At 71.7% G+C, this 26,585-nt stretch carries 21 protein-coding genes, 1 tRNA gene and 1 pseudogene; 6 read left to right on the top strand and 17 right to left on the bottom strand.

The window, feature by feature from the left end; translation table 11 throughout:
• Positions 1–184 precede the first annotated feature (184 nt).
• The 4 genes from IF54_RS0105045 to IF54_RS0105030 are packed head-to-tail and all read right to left on the bottom strand — an operon-like array spanning position 185 to position 5,254.
• Positions 185–1,429: an MDR family MFS transporter gene (locus tag IF54_RS0105045; RefSeq protein ID WP_030314911.1), complete on the bottom strand. Its 1,245-nt coding sequence runs from the start codon at positions 1,427–1,429 to the stop codon at positions 185–187.
• Positions 1,426–3,222, bottom strand: coding sequence for an ABC transporter permease subunit (locus IF54_RS0105040; RefSeq protein WP_030314909.1), 1,797 nt, complete (start codon positions 3,220–3,222; stop codon positions 1,426–1,428). The genes IF54_RS0105045 and IF54_RS0105040 overlap by 4 nt, the downstream gene beginning before the upstream one ends.
• 3 nt (positions 3,223–3,225) lie before the next feature.
• On the bottom strand, positions 3,226–4,707 hold the full coding sequence (locus tag IF54_RS0105035; protein WP_030314907.1) for an ABC transporter substrate-binding protein: 1,482 nt from the start codon (positions 4,705–4,707) through the stop codon (positions 3,226–3,228).
• 7 nt (positions 4,708–4,714) lie between these two features.
• Positions 4,715–5,254 carry a GNAT family N-acetyltransferase gene (locus tag IF54_RS0105030; RefSeq protein ID WP_030314902.1) on the bottom strand — a complete coding sequence of 180 codons (540 nt, stop codon included), beginning with the start codon at positions 5,252–5,254 and terminating at the stop codon, positions 4,715–4,717.
• 116 nt (positions 5,255–5,370) lie between these two features.
• Here IF54_RS0105030 and IF54_RS0105025 point away from each other — a divergent pair, with 116 nt between their 5' ends.
• Both IF54_RS0105025 and IF54_RS0105020 read left to right on the top strand, forming a co-directional pair.
• A complete protein-coding gene (locus IF54_RS0105025) occupies positions 5,371–6,333 on the top strand; it encodes an AAA family ATPase (protein ID WP_030314900.1) in 963 nt (320 codons plus the stop codon).
• 47 nt (positions 6,334–6,380) lie between these two features.
• Entirely contained in the window at positions 6,381–6,773 is a 393-nt protein-coding gene (locus IF54_RS0105020; RefSeq protein WP_030314898.1) for an SCO5389 family protein, read from the top strand.
• Positions 6,774–7,001: 228 nt separating this feature from the next.
• On the opposite strand, the gene fusA is transcribed toward IF54_RS0105020, so the two are convergent.
• Positions 7,002–9,038 carry an elongation factor G gene (gene fusA / locus IF54_RS0105015; protein ID WP_030314896.1) on the bottom strand — a complete coding sequence of 679 codons (2,037 nt, stop codon included), beginning with the start codon at positions 9,036–9,038 and terminating at the stop codon, positions 7,002–7,004.
• A 308-nt stretch (positions 9,039–9,346) separates the two neighbouring features.
• On the bottom strand, positions 9,347–10,459 hold the full coding sequence (locus IF54_RS0105010) for an EstA family serine hydrolase (protein ID WP_030314893.1): 1,113 nt from the start codon (positions 10,457–10,459) through the stop codon (positions 9,347–9,349).
• Positions 10,460–10,620: 161 nt separating this feature from the next.
• On the opposite strand from IF54_RS0105010, the gene IF54_RS0105005 reads away from it, so the two are divergent.
• Positions 10,621–11,823: an NAD(P)/FAD-dependent oxidoreductase gene (locus IF54_RS0105005; RefSeq protein WP_030314892.1), complete on the top strand. Its 1,203-nt coding sequence runs from the start codon at positions 10,621–10,623 to the stop codon at positions 11,821–11,823.
• The gene (locus tag IF54_RS0105000; RefSeq protein ID WP_030314890.1) at positions 11,820–12,737 is read left to right on the top strand and encodes an RNA polymerase sigma-70 factor; all 918 of its coding nucleotides are present in this window, start codon (positions 11,820–11,822) and stop codon (positions 12,735–12,737) included. The genes IF54_RS0105005 and IF54_RS0105000 overlap by 4 nt, the downstream gene beginning before the upstream one ends.
• Positions 12,738–12,806: 69 nt before the next feature.
• On the opposite strand, the gene IF54_RS0104995 is transcribed toward IF54_RS0105000, so the two are convergent.
• Positions 12,807–12,894, bottom strand: a tRNA-Leu gene (locus IF54_RS0104995).
• Between the two features lie 160 nt (positions 12,895–13,054).
• Between IF54_RS0104995 and IF54_RS0104990 the strand changes: the two genes are divergently transcribed.
• Positions 13,055–13,480, top strand: coding sequence for a PAS domain S-box protein (locus IF54_RS0104990; protein ID WP_030314888.1), 426 nt, complete (start codon positions 13,055–13,057; stop codon positions 13,478–13,480).
• Between the two features lie 63 nt (positions 13,481–13,543).
• On the opposite strand, the gene frc is transcribed toward IF54_RS0104990, so the two are convergent.
• On the bottom strand, positions 13,544–14,800 hold the full coding sequence (frc, locus tag IF54_RS0104985) for a formyl-CoA transferase (protein ID WP_030314886.1): 1,257 nt from the start codon (positions 14,798–14,800) through the stop codon (positions 13,544–13,546).
• Positions 14,801–14,829: 29 nt separating this feature from the next.
• Complete coding sequence (gene oxc / locus IF54_RS0104980; RefSeq protein ID WP_030314884.1) at positions 14,830–16,578, bottom strand: oxalyl-CoA decarboxylase; 1,749 nt, start codon at positions 16,576–16,578, stop codon at positions 14,830–14,832.
• Between the two features lie 254 nt (positions 16,579–16,832).
• On the opposite strand from oxc, the gene IF54_RS0104975 reads away from it, so the two are divergent.
• A complete protein-coding gene (locus IF54_RS0104975; protein WP_030314882.1) occupies positions 16,833–18,416 on the top strand; it encodes a FadD7 family fatty acid--CoA ligase in 1,584 nt (527 codons plus the stop codon).
• A gap of 131 nt (positions 18,417–18,547) precedes the next feature.
• Here the strand turns inward: IF54_RS0104975 and IF54_RS0104970 are convergent, their stop codons facing one another.
• The 8 genes and pseudogenes from IF54_RS0104970 to IF54_RS42015 form a co-directional block, all read right to left on the bottom strand.
• Positions 18,548–19,480, bottom strand: a complete 933-nt coding sequence (locus IF54_RS0104970) for a LysR family transcriptional regulator (RefSeq protein ID WP_030314880.1) — start codon at positions 19,478–19,480, stop codon at positions 18,548–18,550.
• 121 nt (positions 19,481–19,601) lie between these two features.
• Positions 19,602–19,814 carry a formate dehydrogenase subunit delta gene (locus IF54_RS0104965; RefSeq protein WP_030314878.1) on the bottom strand — a complete coding sequence of 71 codons (213 nt, stop codon included), beginning with the start codon at positions 19,812–19,814 and terminating at the stop codon, positions 19,602–19,604.
• 1 nt (position 19,815) lies between these two features.
• Entirely contained in the window at positions 19,816–22,632 is a 2,817-nt protein-coding gene (gene fdhF, locus IF54_RS0104960) for a formate dehydrogenase subunit alpha (RefSeq protein ID WP_030314877.1), read from the bottom strand.
• Positions 22,629–24,242 carry a formate dehydrogenase beta subunit gene (locus IF54_RS0104955; RefSeq protein ID WP_030314875.1) on the bottom strand — a complete coding sequence of 538 codons (1,614 nt, stop codon included), beginning with the start codon at positions 24,240–24,242 and terminating at the stop codon, positions 22,629–22,631. Before IF54_RS0104955 ends, fdhF begins: the two co-directional genes overlap by 4 nt.
• Positions 24,239–24,718: a formate dehydrogenase subunit gamma gene (locus IF54_RS0104950; RefSeq protein WP_030314872.1), complete on the bottom strand. Its 480-nt coding sequence runs from the start codon at positions 24,716–24,718 to the stop codon at positions 24,239–24,241. The genes IF54_RS0104955 and IF54_RS0104950 overlap by 4 nt, the downstream gene beginning before the upstream one ends.
• A 123-nt stretch (positions 24,719–24,841) precedes the next feature.
• Positions 24,842–25,738, bottom strand: coding sequence for an acyl-CoA dehydrogenase family protein (locus tag IF54_RS39415; protein ID WP_037819333.1), 897 nt, complete (start codon positions 25,736–25,738; stop codon positions 24,842–24,844).
• A 102-nt stretch (positions 25,739–25,840) separates the two neighbouring features.
• A complete protein-coding gene (locus tag IF54_RS0104940; RefSeq protein WP_030314868.1) occupies positions 25,841–26,377 on the bottom strand; it encodes a beta-class carbonic anhydrase in 537 nt (178 codons plus the stop codon).
• Between the two features lie 57 nt (positions 26,378–26,434).
• A pseudogene (locus IF54_RS42015) lies at positions 26,435–26,585 on the bottom strand (formyl-CoA transferase); the annotation flags it as partial.

Genomic DNA, 26,585 nt, shown 5'->3' with positions numbered 1-26,585 from the left:
GAGCCGGGCGCCCACGGGGTGGGCGACCGGTGGGGGCTCGCGAGGGCCTGCGCTTGCGCTGGCACGGTTGCCGTTGCAGCGCGCGTCGACTGCAACTCCCCAGGGGCGCGGGGAACTGCGCGACCAGCCCCCAAGCACCCGCACCCGCCCGCGAACCGAGCCCGGCACCCCCTGCCCCACGGCCTCACGAACCACGCTCCCCGGACAGGCGGTCGGCGTCCTCCTCCCGCGGCAGCAGCCCGACCGCCGCGACCGGGACCGCGGCCAGCACCAGCCAGGGCACCGCGGTCGGCAGGCCGGTGTCCAGGAGGGAGCCGGTGAGGGAGCTGCCTGCCAGGACGATCAGGCCGGAGACCGAGGAGAGCGCGCCGGTGTAGAGGCCGAGGCGTCCTTCCGGCGCGAGGTCGGGGACCCAGGCGCGGGCTGCCGGGGCGACGAGCATCTGCCCGAGGGTGAGCAGCACGACGAACCCCGCCGACGGCACCAGTCCCCGGACGCCGGTCCAGTCGGCGGGCCGGGCCGCCGCGACGACCGCGAACCCGGCGCCGATCAGCAGCAGTCCCGCCGCCATGGACCGGCGCAGCGCCCACCGGGAGCCGGCCCAGCGGGTGACGGGCAGCTGGGCGGTCACCACCAGCAGCGAGGACAACGCGAACAGCCAGGCCAGCGCCGACTGCGAACCGGTGGCGCGCTCCACCTCCTCGGGCAGGGCGAGGTAGAGCTGGTTGTAGCCGAGCAGGTAGGCGCCGTACGCGCAGCACAGCGCGAGGAAACCGCGGTTGCGGACCAACGTCCCCATACCGCCCCTGAGTTGCACCTGCTGCCGCCCCGGAACACGCTGCGGCAGCAGCCACGCGTGTCCGGCGAGGACGAGCACGAAGATCCCGGCGCCCGCGAGGCACACCGTGCGGAAGTCCACCGACAGCAGCAGCGCGCCGAGCAACGGCCCCACGAACGCGCCCGCCTGCCCGGCGACGGTGAACAACGCGAGGACGCGCGTACGGTGGCCGCCCGCCTCCTCGTGGAGGACGGCCTGCCGCGCCACCTCCGACTCCACGGCCGGTGAGAACAGCGCGGCCGCGAACCCGATGAGCAGCACCGCCCCGATGACCGCCGCCGTCCGCCCGGCGTACCCGAGCCACCCGAACCCGCCGATCCGCAGCGCGCATCCGGTGAGGACGACGGGCCGGATCCCGTACCGGTCGGCGAGCGCCCCGCCCACCACGAACAGCCCCTGCTGGCTGAAGGTCCTGAGGCCGAGCACGAACCCGACGAGCCAGCCCGCCATCCCGACGGCCCGTCCCAGGTGGTCGGCCAGGAAGGGCAGCACGGCGAAGAAGCCGAGGTTGAAGGCGAGTTGGGTGAGGATCAGCAACCGCAGCAGCGGCGAGAGCCTGACCCGGGGCGTCTCGACCGAGGTGGACGTCATCCGGTCTCCGCCAACTCACGTGCAGCGGTGTGCCGTTCATAGCCGGAGGGAGCGGTACGGGGTCGCGACACGCGCCGCCCGGGCCACCGCACCCCGCCCGCCGCGCTCACCGCGAGCGCTCCCAGCAGGGCCAGCGCGGCGGCCGGGGCGAGGATGGCCCAGGGGGCGCGTTCGGCGTAGGGCTGGTTCTCGGCGAGGAGCAACCCCCATTCCGGGGACGGCGGTTGGGTGCCGAGACCGAGGAAGCCGAGGGAGGCGAGGGCGAGGGCGACACCGGGCAGCCGCAGCAGGGCGTGCCGGGTGACGGGCGGCAGGACCGCGGGCAGCAGTTCGTGGCGCAGGAGGTACCAGCGGCTCGCGCCCAGGCCACGGGTGGCGGCGAGATGCGGGGTGGCGCGTTCCTGGCGGAGCAGGGACGAGGTGTGCGCGGCGAGCGCCGCCCAGGAGACGGTGGCCACGGCGACGGCGGGCGTGGTGGCCCCGTTCCCGGCGACGGCGGTGACGAGCAGGGCGGCGAGCACCGGCGGTACGGCGTTGACGGTGTCGACGAGCGGCCCGGACAGCCGGGGCAGCAGCCCGAGCAGCACGCCGACGATCAGTGCGGCGACGCTGACCGCCACGGCGACGAGCAGGGTGTCGAGGGCACCGTGTCCGACCCGGGCGAGCAGGTCCCGGCCGAGCGCGTCGGTGCCGAACGGGTGGGTCCAGGAGGGGGGTTGGAGTCGGGCGCCGGTGTCGAGGGCGAGCGGGTCGCGGAGCAGGCCGAGCGTGACGACGGCCGTCAGCAGGCCGCCGTACACGAACGGCAGGGTGCTGCGGGCGGACGGGCGCGGCCGGTGCAGCGAGTCCAGGGCGCCGTCGCGGAGCGCCGGGCCGGTGACGAGGCGGACGGCGAGTGCGGCGAGGCCGGTGGCGGCGGCCGCGAGGAGCAGCAGGGCTAGGGTGCCGGCCTGGAGGACGGGCAGGTCCTGGGCGAGGGCGGCCTGGAGGGTGGTGCGGCCGAGGCCGGGGATGTCGTAGATCTGCTCGACGGCGACGGATCCGGCGGTGAGGCCGACGACGAACAGGCCGAGGTTGGGCAGCAGGGCGGGCACGCAGCGGCGGACCGCCTGGGCCGCGACGGTACGGCCGCGCAGCCCGCGCGCCTCGGCGGCCAGGGCCCAGGGTTCGGCGAAGGCGCCGGGCAGCAGGTCGTCGAGGAGGCGGCCGAGCACGGCCCCGGCGGGCAGGCCCAGGGCGAGGGCGGGCAGGATCGTCCACCGGGGGCCGTACCAGCCGAGGGCGGGCAGCCAGCCGAGCTGGACGCCGACGACGGTGGCGAGCACGGAGGCGGTGAGGAACTCGGGGAGCGCGGCGAGCATCGCCGAGGCGCCGCCGCCGGCCCGCCGCCCGTCCAGGCGCCGCTGCGCGCCGAGACCGAGGGTGCGGGCGCACACCAGGGCGGCGGTGCCGGCGGCCACCACGAGCGCCGCCGTCACCAGCAGCAGAGACACCCCGAGCGCCTGGACGACGGCCGGGGTGACCTCCGTGCCGTTCAGCCACGACCTTCCGGCGTCGCCGCGGGGCAGTCCACCGAGCCACTGGCCGAGCAGGTGCAAGGGGCCCTGATCCAGGCCGAGTTGCTCTCTGATGTCGGCCAGGGTGCGGGGGTCGGGGTCACGGTCCGCCGAGCGGGCCTTGAGCACGGTGAGCGCCGGGTCGGTGCGGGACAGCCACGGCAGCAGGCCGATCCCGACCACCAGGGCCGTCGCGAGCAGGGCCCGCCACAGGAGGGTGACGACGCGGTGCCGCATGGATCAGCGTCGCGTTCCGGTGCCGACCAGGGTGCGCTCGTACGGGTCGAGGCGCACCCCCCGCACGTCGGTGCCGACGCCGACGATGATGCTCTGGTGGGCCAGCGGGACCACGGCGTCGGTGCCGAGGACCGCCGCCTCGGCGCGCAGGGCCGCCTCCTGGCGTTCGCCGGTGCCAGACACGAGGTCGGCGTCGGCGACCGCCTTGTCGACCTTCTTGTCGCACAGCTGGGCGAGGTTGTAGCCGCCGTCGCAGGTGTAGTCGCTCGCGAGCACGCCGACCGGGTCACCGGTGTCGACGAGGCTGTTGCGGGCTCCGACGAACGCGTCGAACTTCCCGCCGAGCGCGTCGCTTTCGAGCCGGGAGTACTCGCGCACCTGAAGGGTGACCTTGAACCCGGCCTTCTGGAGCTGCTGTTGGAGGACCTGGGCGACCTCGGGGAGTTCGGGGCGGTTGTCGTAGGTGGCGAGGGTGATCGCGGTGCCGTTCGGCCGCGCGGCGGCGGCCCGTCCGGTGGGCGGGACGCGCTTGCCCTCGGCCCAGGTGACGGCCGGTCCGTAGATGCCGGCGCCGGGATCGGCGTACCCCTCGAAGACGCCCTTGACGAGTGCGGAGCCGTCGACGGCCTCGCGGGCCGCGGCGCGCAGCTCGGGGTCCTTGAACGGGCCCGATTCCGTGTTGAGTTGGAGGCTGGTGGTGCGGGTGGTCGCGGTCTCCCTGAGGGTGGCCTTGTCGAGGGAGGCGGCCTGGGCGACGGGGATGGCCTCGGCGATGTCGACCTGGCCTGTGCGCAGGGCGTTGGCGCGGGCGGTGCCGTCGGCGACGAAACGGGCGTCGATGCCGGAGGCCTGGGCGCGGCCGCCCCAGTAGTCGTCGAAGCGGTCGAGGGCGGCGGAGCCGGAGCCGGTGACCTTGGTCAGCACGAAGGGTCCGGTGGCGGTGCCGACCGGGTCGACGTCCGCCGCGGTGTAGGCCTTGGGGGCGAACACGGCGAGGTTGGGGCTGGACAGCCGCAGCGGCAGCACGGGGTCGGCCGTCCTGGTGGTGACCCGTACGGCGTCCCCCGCCGCCTCTGCTTTCAGCGTCACGCCCGCGAGCGCGGCAGGGGCGGGCTTCGCCTCGATGGCGTGGGTGAGGGCGGCGGCGACCGCGGTAGGGGTGACCTCGGAGCCGTCCTGGAAGGTGGCCTCGCGGAGGGTGAACAGCCAACTGCGGTCGTTCTCGCGGCGCCAGGACTCGGCGAGCGCGGGGGCGGCGGCGCCGTTGGCGTCGAGGGCGGTCAGGCCCTCGGTGACGCCGAGGCGGCTGAGGAGGGTGGCGTCGGCGCCGTACGGCAAGAGGTTCTCGGCGGGCGGGAAGGCCAGGGCGACGCGCAGGCGTGAGCCGTCGCCTCCCTGGTCGGAGGAGTCGCCGCCCGCGGACGCGAAGCAGGCGGTGAGGGCGGGGGCGAGCAGCAGGGAGCCCAGCAGGTGTCGGCGTCGCATGGTGGTTCTATCGCCCCATCGGTATCTCGAAGTGGACGACGTTGCTCACGCCGCCCGTGGTCTCGCGCTCGTCGTGGACGACCTTGCCGAGGGAGCGCCAGAAGGGTTCGGCGCCGGGGACGGCCGGGTCGGTGTGCAGGTAGACCGAGCGGTAGCCGCCGTCGGCGGCCGCGAAGGCGAGCAGGTCGCCGACCATGCGCCGGGCGAGGCCGCGCCTGCGGTGCTCGGGGCGGACGTAGATCCGGCGCAGCTGCGCGGTCTCGCCCGAGGGGTAGCGCTCGGCGAGTTCGCGCGGGTTCGGCGGGTGGGCGGGGCCGCGGGAGTCGAGGGCGGCGGTGGCCACGACGGTCCGGCGGTCGTCCGGGTCGAGGGCCACGAGCAGGGTGTGGCGGGCGGGGGCCAGGTAGGCGGCGGCCGGGTCGACGATGTCGCCGTGCCAGCGGGGCACGTATCCGGTTCCGAAGTCGCGGTAGACGGTGTCGAGCATCACGGCTCGCGCACCGTCGAGGTCGTCCGGGCCCGCAGCCCTGATGCTGTAGTTACGCACTTGCACATCATATGCATTAAGCCTTCCAGCTTGATCGCGGGGCGATTTGACAGTGATCGAACGGACGCCATAGAACCTAGCAACATGACATCCATTTTCAAAAAGACGGAGCGATAGTGCGCATCGCGTTCGTCGGCAAGGGCGGCAGCGGCAAGACCACCCTGTCGGCGCTCCTCTCCCGTCACCTGGCCCGGTCCGGCGTACCGGTGCTGGCCGTGGACGGCGACATCAACCAGCACCTCGCCGAGGCGCTCGGCCACGACGGCGACCCGGCCTCCCTGGGCGCCCCTCCCCTAGGCGCACACGTGGCCGACATCAAGGACCTCCTGCGCGGCACCAATCCGCGCATCGCCTCCCGCGAGGCGATGATCAAGACGACGCCGCCGGGACGCGGCTCGCGTCTGCTGCGCCTGCTGGGCGACGACGAGTTGCACGCCCGCCATGTCCGGCGGGTGGGTGACGTCCCGCTGATGGTGACCGGCGAGTTCGACGAGAGCGACCTGGGGGTGGCCTGCTACCACTCCAAGCTGGGCGGGGTGGAGCTCTACCTCAACCACCTGGTCGACGGCCCCGGCGAGTACGTCGTCGTCGACATGACGGCGGGCGCGGACGCCTTCGCCTCCGGCCTCTTCACCCGCTTCGACGTGACCTTCCTGGTCGCCGAACCCACCCGCAAGGGCGTCTCGGTCTACCGCCAGTACCGCGATCATGCACGGGAGTTCGGGATCCGGATCGCCGTGGTCGGCAACAAGGTGACCGGGGAGGACGACCTGCTCTTCCTCAAGGAGCACGTCGGTGACGACCTGTTGACCCACCTGGTCCAGTCGCCCTGGGTGCGGGCGGCCGAACAGGGCCGCGCGGAGGGCGACCTGGAGTCACTGGAATCCCACAACCGGCACGCCCTGTCGATCCTGCGCGACACGGTCGACGCCCACCCCCGCGACTGGGCCGCCCTCCACGGGCACGCGGTCGAGTTCCACCTCCGCAACGCCCGCTCCTGGGCGAACGCGGCGACCGGCCTGGACCTGACGGCCCAGGTGGACCCGCAGTTCACACCGGGCCCGGCCGCCCTCGCCTGACCCCGTCCTTCTCTTCCTCTCCCCCGACAGAACAGGAACCGCAGCGCATGTCTCTCGACGTCTCCCCGAAGCTCCTCGCCGAGGCCGAGCAGGGCACCGTCCGCGAGGAGGACTTCGTGGACACCGTCCGCACCTCCCTCCCCTACGCCTACGACCTGATCGCGGACCTCGCCACCCGACTCAAGGGCGGCATCGCCGAGTTCGCCGACAACCAGACCCCTCCCCCGTCCGAGAAGGAGCGCGGCCAGCTCCTGCGCGCCCTCGCCAGCGACGCCATCCGGGGCAGCCTGGAGCGTCACTTCGGCGTGGCCCTGGCCTTCCAGAACTGCCACCGGGTGGCGGCGTTCCGCCCGGAGTCGGTGGACGGCGACACCTACGCCCGCTTCACGTCGGTGCGCTCGCAGGTGCTGAACCAGTCGCCGGAGTTCAGGGACTGCTGAGCCGGCCCGGATCGCGGGTGTGGCCCTCCCGGGTCGGGGAGGGCCACTCGGTCGCTACCGGATCCGGTCGGGCCACCCGGTCGCCACCAGACCCGGTCGGGCCACCAGGTCGCCACCAGACCCGGTCGGGCCACCCGGTCGCCACCAGACCCGGTCGGGCCACCCGGTCGCCACCAGACCCGGTCGGGCCACCCGGTCGCCACCAGACCCGGTCGGGCCACCCGGTCGCTACCGCCGGACCGCGGCCTCGGCCGGCGCCGGTGCGTACCCCGTCGGCCTGGCCGTGAACGTGCCGCGGCCCTGCGACCGGCTGCGCAACCTCGTCGCGTAGCCGAAGAGTTCGGCCAGCGGCACGGTTGCCGTGACGACCGCCGAACCACCGCGCGCGGCCGAGCCCGAGACCCGGCCGCGGCGCGCGGCGAGGTCGCCGAGGACCGCTCCGACCGCGTCCTCGGGCACGGTGACCGTGACCTCGACGACCGGTTCGAGGAGGACCATCGCGCAGGCCCGCAGGGCCTCCCGGAGGCCGAACCGGCCCGCCGTGCGGAAGGCGGTGTCCGAGGAGTCCTTCACATGGGTCGCCCCGTCGGTGAGGGTGACCCGCAGCCCGGTGACCGGGTGCCCGCCGAGGGGTCCCTCGGCCAGGGCGTCCCGGCAGCCGGCCTCGACCGCGCGGACGTACTCCTGCGGGACCCGCCCGCCGACGACCGCCGAACGGAACTCGAAGCCCTCCTCGGCCGGTTCGACGTCGAGCACGACGTGCGCGAACTGCCCTGCCCCGCCGTCCTGTTTGACGTGCCGGAAGACCAGTCCGGACACCCCGCGCCCGACCGTCTCGCGGTAACTGACCCTGGGGCGGCCGACGTTGAGGCCGAGCCCGTGCTCACGCCGTACCTTCTCCACCGCCACCTCCAGATGCAGTTCCCCCATGCCGGAGAGCAGCGTCTGGCCGGTCTCGGCGTCGGTGCGGACGACGAGCGAGGGGTCCTCCTCGGCCAGCCGGGCGAGCGCCGAGGCCAACCGGTCGGTGTCGACGGACCGTTGGGGCTCGACCGCGACGGACACGACCGGTTCGGCCGCGCTCGGCGGTTCGAGTACCAGCGGGGCGTCCGGCGCGCACAGCGTCGAGCCCGCGCGGGCCGACTTCAGCCCGACGAGAGCGACGATGTCACCGGCGACCGCCCGTTCCAGCGGGGCGTGCCGGTCGGCCCGGACCCGCAGGATCCGTCCGACGCGCTCGCTGCGCCGCGCGCCCGCGTCCCACACGGTGGCTCCCTTCTCGATCGTTCCCGAGTACACGCGGACGTACGTCAGCCGTCCCGTCGGGCCGGCGTTCACCTTGAACGCCAGTGCCGCGAGGGGCGCGGCCGGGTCGCAGGGCCGCTCCTCGCCCTGCTCACCGCGTACGGCGGGCACGTCCAGCGGCGACGGCAGGTACGCCACCACCGCGTCCAGCAGCGGCTCGATCCCGCGGTCGCGGTAGGCCGAGCCGCACAGGACGACCACGCCGTCGCCGCTGCGGGTGAGATCCCGCAGGGCGGCGGTGAGGGTGTCCGCGGCGAGGGTCTCGCGGTCGCAGAACTCCTCCAGCGCGGCCGGGTGCCGTTCGGCGACGGCCTCCTCCAGGAGCCGGCGTCGGCCGAGCGCCTCCTCGCGCAGGACGCCCGGCACCGGCCCTTCCTCGACCGGGCCGCCGTCGGTCCAGGTCAGCGCCCGCATCCCGACGAGATCGACGACACCGGTGAAGCCGTCCTCGCGGCCGATGGGCAGCTGCACGACGAGCGGGGCCGGGTGCAGCCGCCGCCGGATCGACTCCACGGCCGTGTCGAGGTCGGCGCCCGCGCGGTCCAGCTTGTTGACGAAGGCGATCCTCGGCACACCGTGCCGGTCGGCCTGCCGCCACACCGACTCGCTCTGCGGCTCCACGCCCGCGACCGCGTCGAACACCGCGATCGCCCCGTCGAGCACCCTGAGCGAGCGCTCCACCTCGTCGGCGAAGTCGACATGGCCCGGGGTGTCGATCAGATTGAGGCGGTGGCCCGCCCAGGCGCAGCTGACGGCGGCCGCGAAGATGGTGATCCCGCGGTCCCGTTCCTGCGGGTCGAAGTCGGTGACGGTCGTGCCGTCATGGACCTCGCCGCGCTTGTGGGTGGTCCCGGTGGCGAACAGGATCCGCTCGGTGACGGTGGTCTTGCCGGCGTCGACGTGGGCGAGGACGCCGAGATTGCGGACGACGGAGAGCGGGTTGAGGTGGTTGGTGCGCACGGCCCGTGGCCTTTCGGTGCGGTGGTGACAGGGCGGCGCGATGACCCGTACGACATGACGGCACGTCAGGAAGACGTGCCACGGCGGTGAGAGGGCCGTTCAGACAGGCGTGACGGGCGTCCGGTGCCGGCCGCGCAGCGGGCACCGGAGGGGCGGGGACACGAGGATCACGTCGTACGACGTCCGGAGAACGGCGAGAGCTGTGCGCACGCACATGGCCGTACTCCCCTCACTCGTGTCCCTGGCGACCGTTCCTGGTCATGGCGAGTGTAGGGAGCCGGCCGGCCCTGCGCACCGGGTTTTCGCGATCAGCGGCGCAGGCCCTGGAGGCCGTCGTAGGCGGCCATGACGAGGCCCAACCCCCGGGTGTCCTGGGCGGGTTCGCGCATCTGGTCGGTCGCGTACGCCACCACCATGCGGGCGTCCGGGTCGATCATGACGAGCGAGCCGCCCCAGCCGCCCCAGCCGAAGCCGGTGCCGAAGAGTCCGTAGCCGAGGCCGTACCGCTGGGTCATGCCGATCACGCGGTCCTCACCGCTGAACTGCTCCTCCGTGGCCCGCGCGGCGCCCGCCGCCGACAGCAGCCGTACGCCCCCGACCGCCCCTCCGCAGGCCAGCGCGGACTGTACGAGGGCGATGGAGCGGGCGTTGCCGAAGCCGCTCGCGGCGGGGATCTGGGCGCGCCGCCAGGCCACGCTGTTGCCGTCCCGTACGCGCAGGGCGGTGGCGGAGGCGGGTGTCGCGTCGGGGCCGGGGGTGGCGGCGCCTGCGGTGTAGTCCTCGTCCCGGCCGGGCGGTGGGACGGTGAGGGCGACCCGGTGGTCGTGGGCGGCGGCGAGCCCGATGTGGAAGTCGGCGCCGAGCGGGCCCGTCACCTCGTCGGCGAGGAACTCCCCGACGGTCCGTCCGGTGATCCGGCGCAGGACCTCGCCGATCAGGAAGCCCTGGGTGGCGGAGTGGTATCCGGCGGCGGTGCCGGGCTCCCAGAGAAGCGGCTGGGCGGCGAGCCGGGCGGTGGCGGCCTGCCAGTCGTACAGCTCCTCGACCGGCCCCTCCCAGTGGGGCAGTCCCGCGGTGTGCGAGAGCACGTGCCGCACCAGCACCTTCTCCTTGCCCTGGGCGGCGAACTCCGGCCAGTACCGCACGACTTGGGCGTCCAGGTCGAGTGCTCCGCGGTCGGCGAGGATCAGTGCGCACAGGGCCGTCATCGTCTTGGTCGTGGAGTACACGTTGGTGATCGTGTCCTCGGCCCACGGCACGGACCGGCCGGCGTCGGCAAAGCCGCCCCACACGTCCACCACGGGTTCACCGTCCACGAAGACGGCCACCGAGCCGCCGACGTCCCCTTCGTCCAGCAGCGCCGCCAGTCCGTCGGGGACGGCGGAGAACAGGTCGTCGTAGGTGCCCTGGATGTCGGCCATGCCGGGTATTGAGCGCCTCGCGGGCGGTCCGGGTCAAACGAATTAACCGACTCAGCGCGTGGTGCAGGTCACACGCATCTCGCCTCACGTTCCGGAGGCCCACTTGCGTCTGGTGGTCGTCCGCACGGCGGGAACGACCTACACGAAAGCGATGGCAGACCATGAAGACGACGCACTCGGCAGCGGCCCGGCGCCACGAGGTCCTGGTCCTGGGGGCCGGATACGCCGGCCTCTCCGCCGCGATACAACTGGCCGCACGGAGCAGGAAGCGGGGAGCTCTGCGGGTGACGCTGGTCAACCCGTACGACACCTTCACCGAGCGGCTTCGGCTGCACATGACCGCCACCGGCCAGGAGACGGCCGAGATGAGTATCCCGGAGCTGCTGGACGGCACCGGTGCCGTGTTCGTCCGCGGCTGGGTCACCGCCGTGGACGCCGAGGCGAGGACCGTACGGATCGACGACGACCGGGTCCTGCGCTACGACACCCTGGTCTACGGCCTGGGCAGCATCGCGGACACCGTCACCGTCCCCGGTGTGGACGAGCACGCCCACACCCTCGACGGCCCGGAGTCCGCCGCCCTTCTCGCCGACCGCCTGGAACGGCTCGACGGCGGCACGGTGGTGATCGGCGGCAGCGGACTCACCGGCGTCGAGGCCGCCGCGGAGATCGCCGAACGGCACCCCCGGCTCCAGGTGGTACTGCTGGGCCGGCAGGAGCCCGGGGCCACGCTGCACCCGAGGGCCAAGGCCCATGTGGACGCGGCGCTCGCCCGGCTCGGAGTGCGGGTGCGCGCCGGCGCCGAGGTGACCAGGGTGCTGGCGGACGGCGTAGAACTCGCGGACGGCTCCGGCGTTCCGGCGGACGTGGTGCTGTGGACCAGTGGCACCCGTGTCTCACCGCTGGCCGCCGCCGCGGGCCTGACCGTCGACGACCGCGGGCGTGTGGTCACCGACGACGCGCTGCGCTCGGTCTCCCACCCGGACGTCTACGCCGTGGGCGACGCGGCGGCGGTCCGTCAGGGCTACGGCATGCTGCACGGGACCTGCCAGAGCGGGATGCCCACGGGCGTGCACGCGGCCCTGTCGATCCTGCGGGTCCTGGCCGGGAAGCAGCCCCGGCCGTTCCGGTTCGGCTATTACCACACGCCCGTCAGCCTGGGCCGGGGCGACGCCGTCGTACAGTTCACCCGTCCCGACGACAGCCCGCGCCGGATCGTGCTGACCGGCAAGGGGGCCGTGAGGTACAAGGAGATCGTCAGCGCAGCACCCTGGGCCACCTTCGGCCGTATGAAGAAGATTCCTGCCTCGGGCGCGTTCTGGCCGCACGGCGGCCGCCACACCCGGATCCGGAGCGTCAAGTGACCCAGCCGCAGCAGGCCGGCCCCGACCAGCTCGCTTTTCAGCGGTACCGCACGTTGCTCTTCTCGGTCGCCTACCGCGTCCTCGGCACGGCGGTGGACGCCGAGGACGCGGTCCAGGAGACCTGGCTGAAGTGGTCGTCGGCGGATCGCTCCCAGGTCGCCGACCCCAAGGCGTATCTGACCCGGATCGTCACCAACGTGGCGATGGAACAGCTGCGTTCGACCCGCCACCAGCGGGAGACGTACGTCGGGCCATGGCTCCCCGAGCCGATCCGCACCGGTCCGGACACCGCCGACGACGTGGCCACGGCGGACTCGGTGTCCATGGCCCTGCTCGTCGTCCTGGAGACGCTGACTCCGCTGGAGCGGGCGGTGTTCGTGCTGAAGGAGGTCTTCGCCTTCAGCTACGTCGAGATCGCGGAGGCGGTGGAACGCTCGGAAGCGGCGGTACGGCAGGCCGCGCACCGCGCCCGCGCACACGTGCAGGCGCGTCGGCCCCGTTTCGCCGCGGACAGGGCCCGTCAACGGGACGTCACCGAGCGGTTCTTCGCGGCGACGACCGGCGGTGACATCAACACCCTCATGGAGCTGCTCTCCCCGGACGTGACGCTGTGGACCGACGGCGGCGGGAAGGTCCGGCAGGCCCTCAAGCCGGTCGTCGGAGCGGAGACGGTGGCCCGTTGGTTCGCGGCGCTCGGCAGCGTGACCTACCAGGGCATCGAGCCCGGGCAGATGCGGGCGGAGCTGACCTCGGTGAACGGCGGCCCGGGGGTGGTCTTCCGCGGCCCGGACCGGGTGATCGCCACGCTCACCTTCGACTTCGACGAGCAGGGCCGCATCTCGACGCTCCACAACGTGGCCAACCCGGACAAGCTGCGCACCGTCTCGGAGGGGACCCGGCACGAGCTGCGCTGAGCCGTCCGGCCCCGGGACAAGAAAAGCGCCGCCCCTGCCGGGGTCGGCGCTTCTTGTTGTGCGATGAGCTGGTGTCCGAGGGGGGACTTGAACCCCCACGCCCGATAAAGGGCACTAGCACCTCAAGCTAGCGCGTCTGCCATTCCGCCACCCGGACCAGGTGTCTGTCGCTTTGACGGGGGTGTTCCCCGCGGCGACATGGACAACAATACCAAGCTTTCGGAGTGCCCTTCACCTGCATATCCGTCCGACCAGGGTCCGTGACGACAGTATTCTGTATACTATCTTCATCCAAACGGCCCCGGCTCGGAGGCGACATGGAAGATCTGGATTCCGCGGTGGTGCTGGGCATGGCAGCTCAGGCGCCGGACGGCATAGTGATCACCGACAGCGAAGGTCTGATCCGTTACTGGAACCGGGGTGCGGAGCGCATCTTCGGGTTCACCGCGGCCGACGTGGCGGGGCGAAGTCTGGACGTCATCATCCCGGAGCGGCACCGCAAGCGGCACCAGGAGGGCTTCGACGCCGCCATGGAGCGCGGGTACAGCAAGTACGGGGACGCGGATCTGCTGACCGTGCCGGCGCTGGCCGCGGACGGCCGCAAGCTGTCCATCGAGTTCAGCGTGGTGCTGCTGTCCGGACCCGACGGCAGCAGCTACTGCGGTGCGGTCGTCCGGGACGTCACCGCACGGCGCGAACGGGAGCGGGAGCTCATGCGGCGACGGGCCGAAGCGTCGGTCTGAGCCGTACCTCACCCTGCCGAAGGGGCCGTGACCCAGTGGGTCACGGCCCCTTCGGCGGTTCGCTCAGACGATGACGCCGCTCTCCTTGAGGCGACCGATCGTCTCCTCGTCGTAGCCCAGCTCGACCAGCACCTCCGAGCTGTGCTCACCCAGCAGCGGGGCGCCGACGATCTCCGGCTTGAACCCAGAGAACTTCACCGGGCTGCCGACGGTCAGATACGTGCCGCGGCCCTTCTGCTCGACCTCGACGACCGTGCCGCTCCTGCGCAGGTCCTCGTCGTAGGCGATCTCCTTCATGCTCATCACCGGGGCGCAGGGCACCTCCCACTCGCGCAGGATGTTCACCGCCTCGTACTTCGTCTTGTCCGCGAGCCACTTCTCGATCTCCTCGAAGATCTCGAAGATGTGCGACTGGCGGGCGCGCGCGGTGGCGTACTCCGGGTCCTCGGCCCACTCGGGGTGGCCGATCACTTCGGCGGTGCGCTTCCAGTTCTGCTCCTGGACGGTGAAGTAGATGTACGCGTTCGGGTCGTCCTCCCAGCCCTTGCACTTGAGGACCCAGCCGGGCTGGCCACCGCCGCCCGCGTTGCCGCCGCGCGGCACCACGTCGGTGAACTCGCCGTTCGGGTACTGCGGGTACTCCTCCAGGTAGCCGACCCGCTCCAGGCGCTGCTGGTCACGGAGCTTGACGCGGCAGAGGTTGAGGACGGCGTCCTGCATGGAGACGGAGACCTTCTGGCCCCGGCCGGTCTTCCCCCGGTCGATGATCGCGGTGAGGATACCGATGGCCAGGTGCATCCCGGTGTTGGTGTCGCCGATGGCGGCGCCGGAGATGGTGGGCGGGCCGTCCCAGAAGCCGGTGGTGGAGGCGGCGCCGCCCGCGCACTGGGCGACGTTCTCGTAGACCTTGAGGTCGTTCCAGGACGACTGGTCGTTGAAGCCCTTCACCGAGCCGAAGATGAGGCGCGGGTTGAGCTCCTGGATGCGCTCCCAGGTGAAGCCCATGCGGTCGAGGGCGCCCGGCGCGAAGTTCTCCACGAGGACGTCGGCGTCCTTGATGAGCTTCTCCAGGACCTCCTTGCCCTCGGTGGTCTTGGTGTTGATGGCGAGGGAACGCTTGTTGCTGTTGAGCATCGTGAAGTAGAGGGCGTCCAGGTCCTCGATGTCCCTGAGCTGACGGCGTGTCACATCACCGCCGTTGGGGCGCTCCACCTTCAGGACGTCGGCGCCGAACCAGGCGAGCATCTGCGTGCAGGCGGGACCGGCCTGGACCCCGGTGAAGTCGATCACCTTGATTCCGGCGAGCGGCTTTTCACTCATGTCTGCTTCCTTTTCGTGAAGTTACGTGGTCACTTGGTGGCCGGCGTGATGTTGCCGACGGTGATGCCCTTGGGGTTGAGGTGTGAGATGTGGCCGCTCTCGGTGCCGGCCGAGGGGTCGATCACGCAGTCGATGAGCGCCGGGCCGCCCAGGGCGAGGGCCTCGGTGAGGGCGTCGGTGACCTCGGCGGGCGTGGTGGCCCGGTAGCCCTTGCCGCCGAACGACTCGATGAGCAGGTCGTGGCGGGCCGCCGACATCAGGGTGGTGGGCGAGGGTTCGTCGTCGTACGGGTTGGTGTCGTCGCCTCGGTAGACCCCGCCGTTGTTCATGATCACGGTGACGACGGGCAGCTTGTAGCGGCAGATCGTCTCGATCTCGATGCCGCTGAACCCGAAGGCGCTGTCGCCCTCGATGGCCACGACCGGGGCGCCGCTCTCGACGGCGGCTGCGATCGCGTAGCCCATACCGATGCCCATGACGCCCCAGGTGCCGCTGTCGAGGCGGTGCCGCGGCACGTGCATGTCGATGACGTTGCGCGCGATGTCCAGGGCGTTGGCGCCCTCGTTGACGATGTACGTCTCCGGGTGCGCGCGCAGGACGTCCCGTACGGCCTTCAGGGCGCCCATGAACTGCATGGGGTGCGGGTCAGCCTCCAGGCGCTCGGCCATCTTGGCGACGTTCTGCGCCGAGCGTGCCCCGAGTTCCTCGCGCCAGGCCGAAGGGGCCGTGATCTGGCCCGGCTTGGTGCGTTCGGCCAGCGCGTCCAGCACCGACTCGATGTCACCGACGAGGGGTGCGGAGATGGGCTGGTTGCTGTCCATCTCCTTGGGGTCGATGTCGATCTGGACGAACTTGGCGTCGGGGTTCCACCCCGCCTGGCCGTGGCCCAGCAGCCAGTTGAGGCGGGCGCCGATCAGCATCACGACGTCGGCCTTCTTCAGCGCGAGCGAACGGGCGGTGGCGGCCGACTGCGGGTGGCCGTCGGGCAGCAGGCCCTTCGCCATGGACATCGGTACGTAGGGGATGCCGGTGGACTCGACGAACTGCCGTACCTTCACGTCGGCTTGGGCGTACGCGGCGCCCTTGCCCAGCACGATCAGCGGGCGTTCGGCGGAGGCCAGCAGCTCGATCGCGCGGTCCACGGCCTCCGGTGCCGGGAGCTGGCGCGGGGCGGGGTCGACGAGCCGGCTCAGGGTCCGGTCGCCCTCGGCCTTGGGCATGATGGCGCCGAGCACCGCGGCGGGGATGTCGAGATAGACACCGCCGGGGCGCCCGGAGATCGCGGTGCGCAGGGCGCGCGCGATGCCGCGGCCGATGTCCTCGACGCGGCTGACCCGGTAGGCGGCCTTCACGAAGGGCTGGGCGGCGGCGAGTTGGTCCATCTCCTCGTAGTCGCCCTGCTTCAGGTCGACGAGGTGGCGCTCGCTGGAGCCGGAGATCTGCACCATGGGAAAGCAGTTGGTGGTGGCGTTCGCGAGGGCGACCAGGCCGTTGAGGAAGCCCGGGGCCGAGACGGTGAGGGCCACGCCGGGCTTCTTGTTGAGGTAGCCGGCGATGGCGGCCGCGTGTCCGGCGTTGCTCTCGTGGCGGAAACCGATGTAGCGGATGCCCTGCGCCTGGGCGAGCCGGGCCAGGTCGGTGATCGGGATGCCGACGACGCCGTAGATGGTGTCGATGTCGTTGAGCTTGAGCGCGTCGACGACCAGGTGGTACCCGTCGGTGAGCTCGGTCGGAACGTCGGCTGCTGCCGCGGTCTCCACGGTCGAGGGAGCGGTCATGGTCCGAGGTCCTCCTTGGGCAGGTCCTGCCGGAGCGGCTACTTCTCTCACCATCCGCAGCGCGCTCGCCCGCGTCCAAGACCCATCGGCGACCAGCCGATAAACGGCGTCTATCGAGAGCAGGTGGGGGGCCTGGCAACTCCCTTGATAGACAGCCGCTATCGGGCGTTCGCCAGCGGGTATTGGACGCGCTCCGGGGGCCACCGCACGCTCGCAGAGGATGTTTCGTCGAAGCTGTGCGAGGGGGTGGGGTCATGGCCGTTCCGGCCGCGGCATCCGTGCGCGACGCGAACAGGTACCGGCCTCCGGAGGTCGCGGGTCTCGCCGATCTCCTCGACCGGCAGGTGCGTGAACGCCCCTCGGCCCGCGCCCTCGTGGTGAGAGGCGAGCGCGTGCAGCTGTCGTACGGGGCGCTCGCGGCCCTCGCCGACGACGTGGCCGCGCGGCTCGGCGACGCGGGGCTGCGCCCCGGGGACGCCGTGGGGCTGATCTGCGCCAACACGGCCGAGTTCGTCGTGGGACTGCTCGGCGCGGCGCGGGCCGGGCTGGTGACCGCTCCCCTGGACCCCGCCCTTCCGGAACAGCAACTCGCCGCTCGTGTCGCGAGGTTGGGCGCACAGGCCGTCATGTTCGACACGGCGGTGTCCGGTGCGCCGGCGATGCCGGTGCCCGCGTGGCCGTTGCGCGTGGACGTCTCCGGTGCGGGGACGACGACGGTGGCGCTGGAGGTGTCGGCGTGCGAGGAACATCAAGGCACGGCAGCCTCGGCCGAGTTGTCGGAGCGGGACGCGCTCGTGCTGTTCACCGCCGGGACCACCGCCCGGGCGAAGATGGTCCCGCTGACCCACGCCAACGTGGCGGCCTCCGTCCGGAACATCTGCGCCGGCTACGAGTTGGGGCCCGGGAACGCCACGGTCGCGGTGATGCCGTTCTTCCACGGCCACGGGCTGTTCGCGGCGCTGCTGTCCTCCCTGGCCAGCGGGGGCTGTGTGCTGCTGCCGGAGCGGGGGCGGTTCTCGGCGGGCACGTTCTGGGACGACGCGCGGGCGGCGGGCGCCACCTGGTTCACGGCGGTGCCGGCGATCCACGAGATCCTGCTGGAGCGCTCGGACCGGGACCACCCGGGTCCGCAGGCACCACCGCTGAAGTTCGTGCGGAGTTGCAGCGCGCCCCTCAACACGGCGACCCAGCGGGCGCTGGAGCGGACCTTCGGGGCGCCGCTGCTGTCCGCGTACGGGATGACCGAGTCCACCCACCAGGCGACCAGCGAACCGCTGCCGCAGCGGGGAGCCCTGCGGCAGGGGTCGGTGGGCCGGCCGACCGGGGTCGAGGTACGGATCGTGGACGGCAGCGGGCGTCCTTGCCCGGCGGGTGTCGAGGGCGAGGTGTGGGTGCAGGGGCCCACGGTCGCCCGGGGGTATCTGGACGACGGGGAGGAGTCTGCCCGGACCTTCGTGGGCGGCTGGCTGCGCACCGGTGATCTGGGGGCACTGGACGAGGACGGATATCTGTCGCTGACCGGGCGGATCAAGAACCTCATCAACCGGGGCGGCGAGAAGATCTCGCCCGAACAGGTGGAGGACATCCTCGCGGGCTGCCCGGGAGTCGCGGAGGCGGCTGTGTTCCCGGTGCCGGACCCGGTGTACGGGCAGCGGGTCGGGGCGGTCGTGGTGGTACGGGAGGGGGACGGCACCGGGCACGAGGAGATCCTGCGGTACTGCCGGGAACATCTGGCCCCGTTCGCGGTCCCGGAGCGGCTGGAGACGGCCGCCGCGCTGCCGTACACGGCGAAGGGCGGGCTGGACCGGAAGGCGGTTCAGGCGCGGTATGCGGGGTGACGGGGCGGGTTGGACGTGAGGGCGGTGATGGGGCGGGTCAAAACGTGAGGGGGTGATGGCCGGGTGGGGTGTGACGGGGCGGCCCCGGCGTGACAAGTGCGGCGACGGCTTGACGGGAGCTGTCGGTCCGATCAGTGCATGAGGTGGTCGGCCGGCAGGGGGCGGGCGAAGAAGTCGTCCAGGGACAGGCCCGTCGCCGCGTTGACGAACGCGCGGGCCGCGACCGAGCCGGGGGTGGCCGCGTGGATCGCCACCGAGACCTGGGCGCCGGCCTCCGGGTCGATCAGGGGCAGCGCGCGGGTCCGGCCGACCACCGGCATGGCGCGCAACCAGGTGTGCGGCACGATGCTGGCCCAACCGCCGCCGCCCACATGCGCGTAGAGGGAGGCGATCGAGTCCGTCTCGACCTGTGGGGTGACCACGAACCCCTTCTCCGCGAACACCGTGTCGACGATCTGCCGGATCCGCATGTCGGGGGTGAGCAGGGCGAGCGGCAGCTCGGCGGCGTCCGCCCAGGTCATGGTCGGGTTCTGGGAGACCAGCTGGTCGTCGGAGACGAGCAGCATGTACCGCTCCTGGTAGAGCGGGACGACCTGGAGGCCCTCCTGGTCGTCCGGGTCGAAGTGGGCGATGGCCACGTCGAGTTCGTAGTCGCGCAGCTGCCGGTGGAGTTCCTTCGTGGACAGCCGTGAGCGGACCTGGACCTTGGCCAGCGGGTGCGCCGCGCAGAACGCGGCGACAGGCAGGGCGAGGGTCGTGGACGCGGTGGGGTCGGTGCCGAGGCGGAGGGTGCCGGTGATGCCGGACTGCACGGCGGCGACCTCGGCCTTGAAGGCGTCCTGCTCGGCGAGGATCCGCTTGGCCCAGACGACGAGCCGCTCGCCCTCGGGAGTCAGGCCCTGGTAGTTGTGGCCGCGGTTGATCAGCGTGACGTTCAGCTCCCGCTCCAGCTTGGCGATCGCCGCGGAGAGCGCGGGCTGGGAGACGTAGCAGGATTCCGCCGCCCGGGCGAAGTGCCGTTCCCTCGCCACCGCCACGAAGTACTCGAGCTGCCGGAACAGCATGAGCGGCTCCTCCCTGCCCAGGGGACTGCCCTTGAGACCGGCCCTGGAGACCTGCCCTTGGGATCACTTACTCCATACTGTATGCAGTGTGGAGCGGTGTACAGGGAGGAGACCGCACAGGTCAGCGCAGCTGCTTCACCGCGGCCACCACCAGGGGGTCGAGCCCTTCCACTCCCGCGTCGACGAACTCGTACAGCCGGGCACGCATGCGCGGATCCCAGAACCTGCCGATGTGTCCCGCGACCGCCTCGGCCGCCTCCTCCCCCGGCAGATGAGCGAGGTTCCTGGCGATGTCGTTGGCCATCCGGCACTCGGACGGCACGGTCGCTGTCATGTCAGTCCACCACCGTCACGAGGTCGTTCCCGGCGTCCTCGGTGTTGTCCGTCCGGTCGGGGCGGGCGAGCGCCACCTGGACGGCGGTCACCTTGTACTCCGGGCAGTTGGTGGCCCAGTCGGAGTTCTCCGTGGTGACCACGTTGGCGCCGGTGACGGGATGGTGGAACGTGGTGTAGACGACCCCGGTCGGCATCCGGTCGGAGAGTTCCGCGCGCAGGGTGGTCCGCCCGACCCGGCTGGCCAGGGTGACCATGTCCCCGTCGTTGATGCCGCGGACCTCGGCGTCGTGCGGATGCAGCTCCAGGACGTCCTCGGGGTGCCAGGCGACGTTGCCGGTGCGGCGGGTCTGGGCACCGACGTTGTACTGGCTGAGGATCCGGCCCGTGGTGAGGACCAGGGGGAAGCGCCGGGTGCTGCGTTCGCTGGTCGGCACGTAGGAGGTGACCACGAACCTGCCCTTGCCGCGCGCGAATTCGTCCACGTGCATGATGGGCGTGCCCTGGGGCGCCTCCTCGTTGCAGGGCCACTGGACGCTGCCGAGCTTGTCGAGGAGCTCGAAGGAGACTCCCGTGAACGTCGGGGTGACCGAGGCGATCTCGTCCATGATCTGCGCGGGACGGTCGTAGGACATCGGGTGGCCCATGGCGGTGGCGATCTCGCTGACGATCTGCCACTCGTGCTTGCCCGTCTTCGGTTTCATCACCGAGCGCACCCGGTTGATGCGCCGCTCGGCGTTGGTGAAGGTGCCGTCCTTCTCCAGGAAGGACGCGCCGGGCAGGAAGACATGGGCGAACTTGGCCGTCTCGTTGAGGAACAGGTCCTGGACGACGACCAGTTCCATCGCTTCGAGGGCGGCGGTGACATGCCCCAGGTTGGGGTCGGACTGGGCGATGTCCTCGCCGTGCACGAACAGGCCGCGGAAGGTGCCGTCGATGGCCGCGTCGAACATGTTGGGGATGCGAAGTCCCGGCTCCGCGAGGAGGGGTCCGCCCCACAGGTTCTCGAAGACGGTACGGACCGCGTCGTCGGAGACGTGCCGGTAGCCGGGGAGTTCGTGCGGGAACGAGCCCATGTCGCAGGAGCCCTGCACGTTGTTCTGGCCGCGCAGCGGGTTCACGCCCACGCCTTCGCGGCCGATGTTGCCGCACGCCATCGCGAGGTTGGCCATTCCCATGACCATGGTGGAGCCCTGGCTGTGCTCGGTGACGCCGAGGCCGTAGTAGATGGCCCCGTTGGGTGCGGTCGCGTACAGCCGTGCGGCGGCCCGGAGTTCGGCGGCCGGGACGCCGGTGATCTCCTCGACGGCCTCCGGGCTGTTCTCGGGGCGGGCGATGAACTCGGCCCACTCGTCGAAGCCTTCGCAGCGGGCGTCCACGAAGGACCGGTCGACGAGGTCCTCGGTGACGACCACGTGGGCCATCGCGTTGACGACGGCCACGTTGGTGCTCGGCCGCAGCTGGAGATGGTGGGCGGCCTCGATGTGCGGGGAGCGCACGAGGTCGATGCGGCGCGGGTCCACGACGATCAACTTCGCGCCCTCGCGGAGTCGTCGCTTCATCCGGGAGGCGAACACCGGGTGCCCGTCGGTGGGGTTGGCGCCGATCACCATGATGACGTCGGCCTCGGCGACCGAACGGAAGTCCTGGGTGCCGGCCGACTCGCCGAAGGTCTGCTTGAGCCCGTAGCCCGTCGGGGAGTGGCAGACGCGGGCGCAGGTGTCGACGTTGTTGTTGCCGAAGGCCGCGCGCACCATCTTCTGTACGACGTACACCTCTTCGTTGGTGCAGCGCGACGAGGTGATGGCGCCGATCGCGCCGGCGCCGTGCCGGTCCTGGATCTCGCGCATGCGCCGGGCGACCGTGCCGATCGCCTCGTCCCACTCGACCTCCCGCCAGGGGTCGGTGATGCGGTCGCGCACCATCGGCTTGAGCATGCGGTCGGGGTGGGTGGCGTAGCCGAAGGCGAACCGGCCCTTCACACAGGAGTGGCCCTCGTTGGCGCCGCCGTCCTTGTACGGCACCATGCGCACGAGTTCGTCACCGCGCAGCTCGGCCTTGAACGAGCAGCCGACCCCGCAGTAGGCGCAGGTGGTCACCACCGACCTGGTCGGCATGCCGAGTTCGACGACCGAGCGCTCCTGGAGCGTGGAGGTGGGACAGGCCTGCACGCAGGCGCCGCAGGAGACGCACTCGGAGTCCATGAAGGACTCCCCCGCGCCCGGCGAGACCTTGGAGTCGAAGCCCCGGCCCTCGATGGTGAGCGCGAAGGTGCCCTGGACCTCGCCGCAGGCACGGACGCAGCGGGAGCAGGCGATGCACTTGGAGGGGTCGAAGTCGAAGTAGGGGTTGGAGGTGTCCTTCTCGGCATCGAGGTGGTTCTCGCCCTCGTAGCCGTAGCGGACCTGCCTGAGGCCCACCACCCCTGCCATGTCCTGGAGTTCGCAGTCGCCGTTGGCCGGGCAGGTCAGGCAGTCCAGGGGATGGTCGGAGATGTAGAGCTCCATGACGCCCTGGCGGAGCTTCTCCACCTTCGGGGTCTGGGTGCTCACCTTCATGCCGTCGGCGCACGGGGTGGTGCAGGAGGCCGGGGTGCCGCGCCGGCCGTCGATCTCGACCACGCACAGCCGGCAGGAGCCGAACGCCTCCAGGCTGTCGGTGGCACACAACTTCGGTATGTCGACGCCTGCTTGGGCCGCCGCGCGCATCACCGAGGTGCCCTCGGGGACGGTCACCGGCAGGCCGTCCACCTCCACGCTCACCGTCGCCGGTCCCGGCCTTTCCGGCGTTCCGAAGTCGGGTTCCTTGAGGAGTGTCATGCCGTGCCCTCCGCCCTGCGGCCACTCGCCTGTACGGGTTGGATGTCGAGGAGTCGACGGCCGCCGAGGAAGTCGTCGGGGAAGTGGGTGAGGGCGCTGCGCACGGGCAGCGGGGTCAGCCCGCCCATCGCGCACAGCGAGCCCTCGGTCATCAGGTCGCAGAGGTCCTCCAGCAGGGCGAGGTTCTCGTCCCGGTGGGTGCCGGCGACGATCTTGTCGATCACCTCGACCCCGCGCACCGCGCCCACCCGGCAGGGGGTGCACTTGCCGCAGGACTCCTCGGCGCAGAACTCCATGGCGAAGCGGGCCTGTGCGGCCATGTCGACGGTCTCGTCGAACACGACCACCCCGCCGTGCCCGACCATGGCACCGGCGGCGGCGAACGCCTCGTAGTCCATGGGCAGATCGAACATCGACTCCGGGAGGTAGGCGCCGAGGGGGCCGCCGACCTGTGCGGTGCGCACGGGGCGTCCGGAGTGGGTGCCGCCGCCGTACTCCTCGATGAGCTCGCGCAGGGTGATGCCGAACGCGGTCTCCACGATGCCGCCGTGCGCGATGTTGCCGCCGAGCTGGAAGACCTGGGTGCCGCGGGAACGTTCGACGCCGAGTCGCTCGTACGCCTGCGCGCCCTCGGCCATCACGACGGGCACGGTGGCGAGGGTGAGGACGTTGTTGACCACGGTCGGTCTGCCGAACAGGCCCTCGATCGCCGGGATCGGCGGTTTGGCGCGGACCATGCCGCGTCTGCCCTCCAGGCTCTCCAGCATGGAGGTCTCCTCGCCGCAGATGTACGCACCGGCGCCGACGCGGACGTGCAGGTCGAAGTGGAGAGCGGAGCCGAGGATGTTCCTGCCGAGCCAGCCGTGTTCACGGGCGATCCCGATGGCCTGCCGCATCGTGGCGATCGCGTCGGGGTACTCGGAGCGGATGTAGAGGTAGCCCTCGCTCGCCCCCACCGCGTGCGCGGCGATCGTCATGCCCTCGATGAGCATGAAGGGGTCGCCCTCCATGACCATGCGGTCGGCGAAGGTGCCGCTGTCGCCCTCGTCGGCGTTGCAGCAGACGAACTTCAGCTCGTCGGCGCACTCCAGGACGGTCTTCCACTTGATGCCGGCCGGGAATCCGGCGCCCCCGCGGCCCCGCAGTCCGGACGCGGTGACCTCGGCGACCACGTCCGCGGGCGCCCGCTCCAGGGCGGCGCGCAGTCCGGCGAGGCCGCCGTGGGCCTCGTAGTCCTCCGTCGACAGGGGGTCGGTGACGCCGACCCTGGCGAATGTGACCCGGTTCTGCCGTGCCAGCCACGGGAGTTCGTCGACGATGCCGAGCCGGAGGGGGTGGTCGGCGCCGTCGAGCAGGCCCGCGGCCAGGAGGTCGTCGACGTCCTCGGGGGCCACCGGGCCGTACCCGACACGGCCTTCGGGAGTCACCACCTCGACGAGGGGCTCCAGCCAGAGCATGCCGCGTGATCCGTTGCGTACGACGTCCAGGGCGAAGTCCCCTGCGACGGAGGCCTGTTGGAGCGCCTGCGCCACCTCGTCGGCGCCGACGGACCTGGCCGCGGAGTCGCGGGGGACGTACACCGTGGCGGTGGAGCGTGAGGGGTTGCTCATGAGGAGACCGTCCTGTCGAGGATCGCGCCGAGTCGGGCGGGGCCGACTCGGCCGTACAGGCGTCCGTTCGCCTCCACGGACGGGCCGAGCGCGCAGTTGCCGAGGCAGAAGACCTGCTCGACGGTGACCGAGCCGTCAGCTGTCGTCTCACCCAGCGTCAGGCCGGACTCGCGGGCGTAATCGACCAGTTGGTCGGCGCCCAGGGCCTGGCATGCCTCGGCGCGGCAGATGCGCACGGTGGTGCGGCCCGCGGGCTCGCGACGGAAGTCGTGGTAGAAGGTCACCACTCCGTGGACGTCCGCCCGGGAGAGGTTGAGCTCCTCGGCGAGCACCGGCACCGCTTCCTGCGGCACATGGCCCAACTCGGCCTGGAGAGCGTGCAGTACGGGCAGCAGCGAACCGCGTTCGCCGCGGTGACGGGCCACCACCCTCCGGACCACGCTCTCGACCGTCACATCGCTGCCGCTGGTCGTCATGATCGCTTCGCCTTCCGTCACGCGGGTCCCCGGCGAGAGGTGCGGAGACTCAGTCAATACTCCATACAGACTTCTGTATACACAACCCTGCCGTCCAGGGTGCGAGGTTGCTTGCGCAGCGGTTCAGGACGCGGCGAGCGAGTCGGCCTGGCGACGGGTGTCCGCCGGCTCGGCGGGCGTCGGCCGGACCTGCTCGATGGTCGGCGGTCGGACCTGCTCGATGGTCGGCGGTCGGGACGGCTCGGTGGTCGGCGGTCGGGACGGCTCGGCGGCCGCCGGTTGGAACGGCTGCGCGGCCGCCCGCAGTTCGAGGAGCCACGGCAGGACCGTGCGCAGCACCACGTCGAGCCCTCCGCCGTCCGCGCCCAGCATCGCCTCGGCCGGCACCAGCACCGGGTCGGCGAAGACGGTGGACGTCGCGGTGCCACGGGGACCCTCGGCACCGGGGCGAGCCGGGACGAACAGGTCGGGTGCGTGCGCCGGGACCGCCCAGAGCGTCAGCCCGCCCGGGGCGGCGAGCGGGCGGGAGGACCAGACGTAGGTGTCGGCCTCCCCCGCCGCGACCACCCCCCGCTTGCGGCCCCGCAGGGCAACGACACCGCCGGAGCCGGTGGCGACCGAGCGCGGAGCGAGAAGCGGGTCCGCGTTTCCGGACCCGCCGCCGTCGGCCCCGGATTCCGACTCGGCCAGCGCGAGACTGGCGAGGTGACGTCCGGTGGCGATCTCGCCGCGCACCCAGGGGCAGCCGTACGCCTCGAGCACGGCGACTGCCGTGTAGTGGGACAGGAGCACGGCCGCGGTGGACGGACAGACGGGCGCTGTCCGCGTCACCACGTCGGCAGCTTCCCTCAATTCCATTCCGCCACCGCCGAGTTCGGCGGAGACGGTGAGCCCGAGGAGCCCCGCCCGGCCGAGGGCAGTGACGGTGCCGCGGGGGAATCTGTCCTGCACTCGGGTCGCCTCGGCGACGGGCCTTACGACGTCTGCCAGGACTTCGGAGAGAGCGGTGCGGTACGACACGGGGCGACCCCCTCGGGAGTGGCTTGTGATCCACTGTCGAACGATGATTGCATACAGTATTCTGCATGCGCTGGTGCCGCGCCAGAGGTCCGGCCGAGCAATTCAGGAGACTCGGCCGAATGAGTTAGCGACCACCTCCCGCAGCAGCCCCGTCGTCACGTCGAAGACGAAGCCGCGCACGTCGTCGGTGTGCGGCAGGAACGGCGAGGTGCGCACGCGCTGCATGGACTGCCGTACGTCCTGGTCTACGTCCCGGAAGGCCTCCACCGCCCATGCGGGACGCTGGCCGACCTCCAGTTCCAGTTCGTGGCGGAAGCCCTCGGTCAGGGTCTGGAGTCCGCAGCCGGTGTGGTGGATCAGCGCCACGCTGCGTGTGCCGAGCGCCCGCTGACTGATCGTCAGTGATCGGATGGTGTCGTCGGTGACGACTCCCCCGGCATTGCGGATGGTGTGGCAGTCACCGAGCGCCAGGCCCAGCGCGGCGTGCAGGTCGAGACGGGCGTCCATACAGGCCACCACGGCGACACGCAGGACGGGGCGGGCACCCATGCCCGGGTCGGTGAATCCGGCGGCGTAGGCACGGTTGGCTTCCACGAGCCGGTCGGTGACCGTCGCGGTTCGGGATACGGAAGAAGACATGGTGGGGCTACCTCTCCGGTCGGGTGGGGCGGGTCGCTTCGGATCGGCTCTGGTCGGTCAGATGACGCCCTGCGCCTTGAGCTGCGGCAACTCTTCCTGTGTCAGGCCGAGTTCGCCGATGTAGATCTCTTGGTTGTGCTGGCCGAGGAGGGGTGGGGTGGTGATGGTGGTGGGAGAGTCGGAGAGCTTGAGCGGGTTGCCGACGGTG

The sequence above is a fragment of the Streptomyces sp. NRRL B-3229 genome (assembly GCF_000719505.1).
Taxonomy (GTDB): Bacteria; Actinomycetota; Actinomycetes; order Streptomycetales; family Streptomycetaceae; genus Streptomyces; species Streptomyces griseorubiginosus.
The sequence above is the reverse complement of the archived record's forward strand: the minus strand, read 5'-3'. Positions and strand labels throughout refer to the sequence as shown.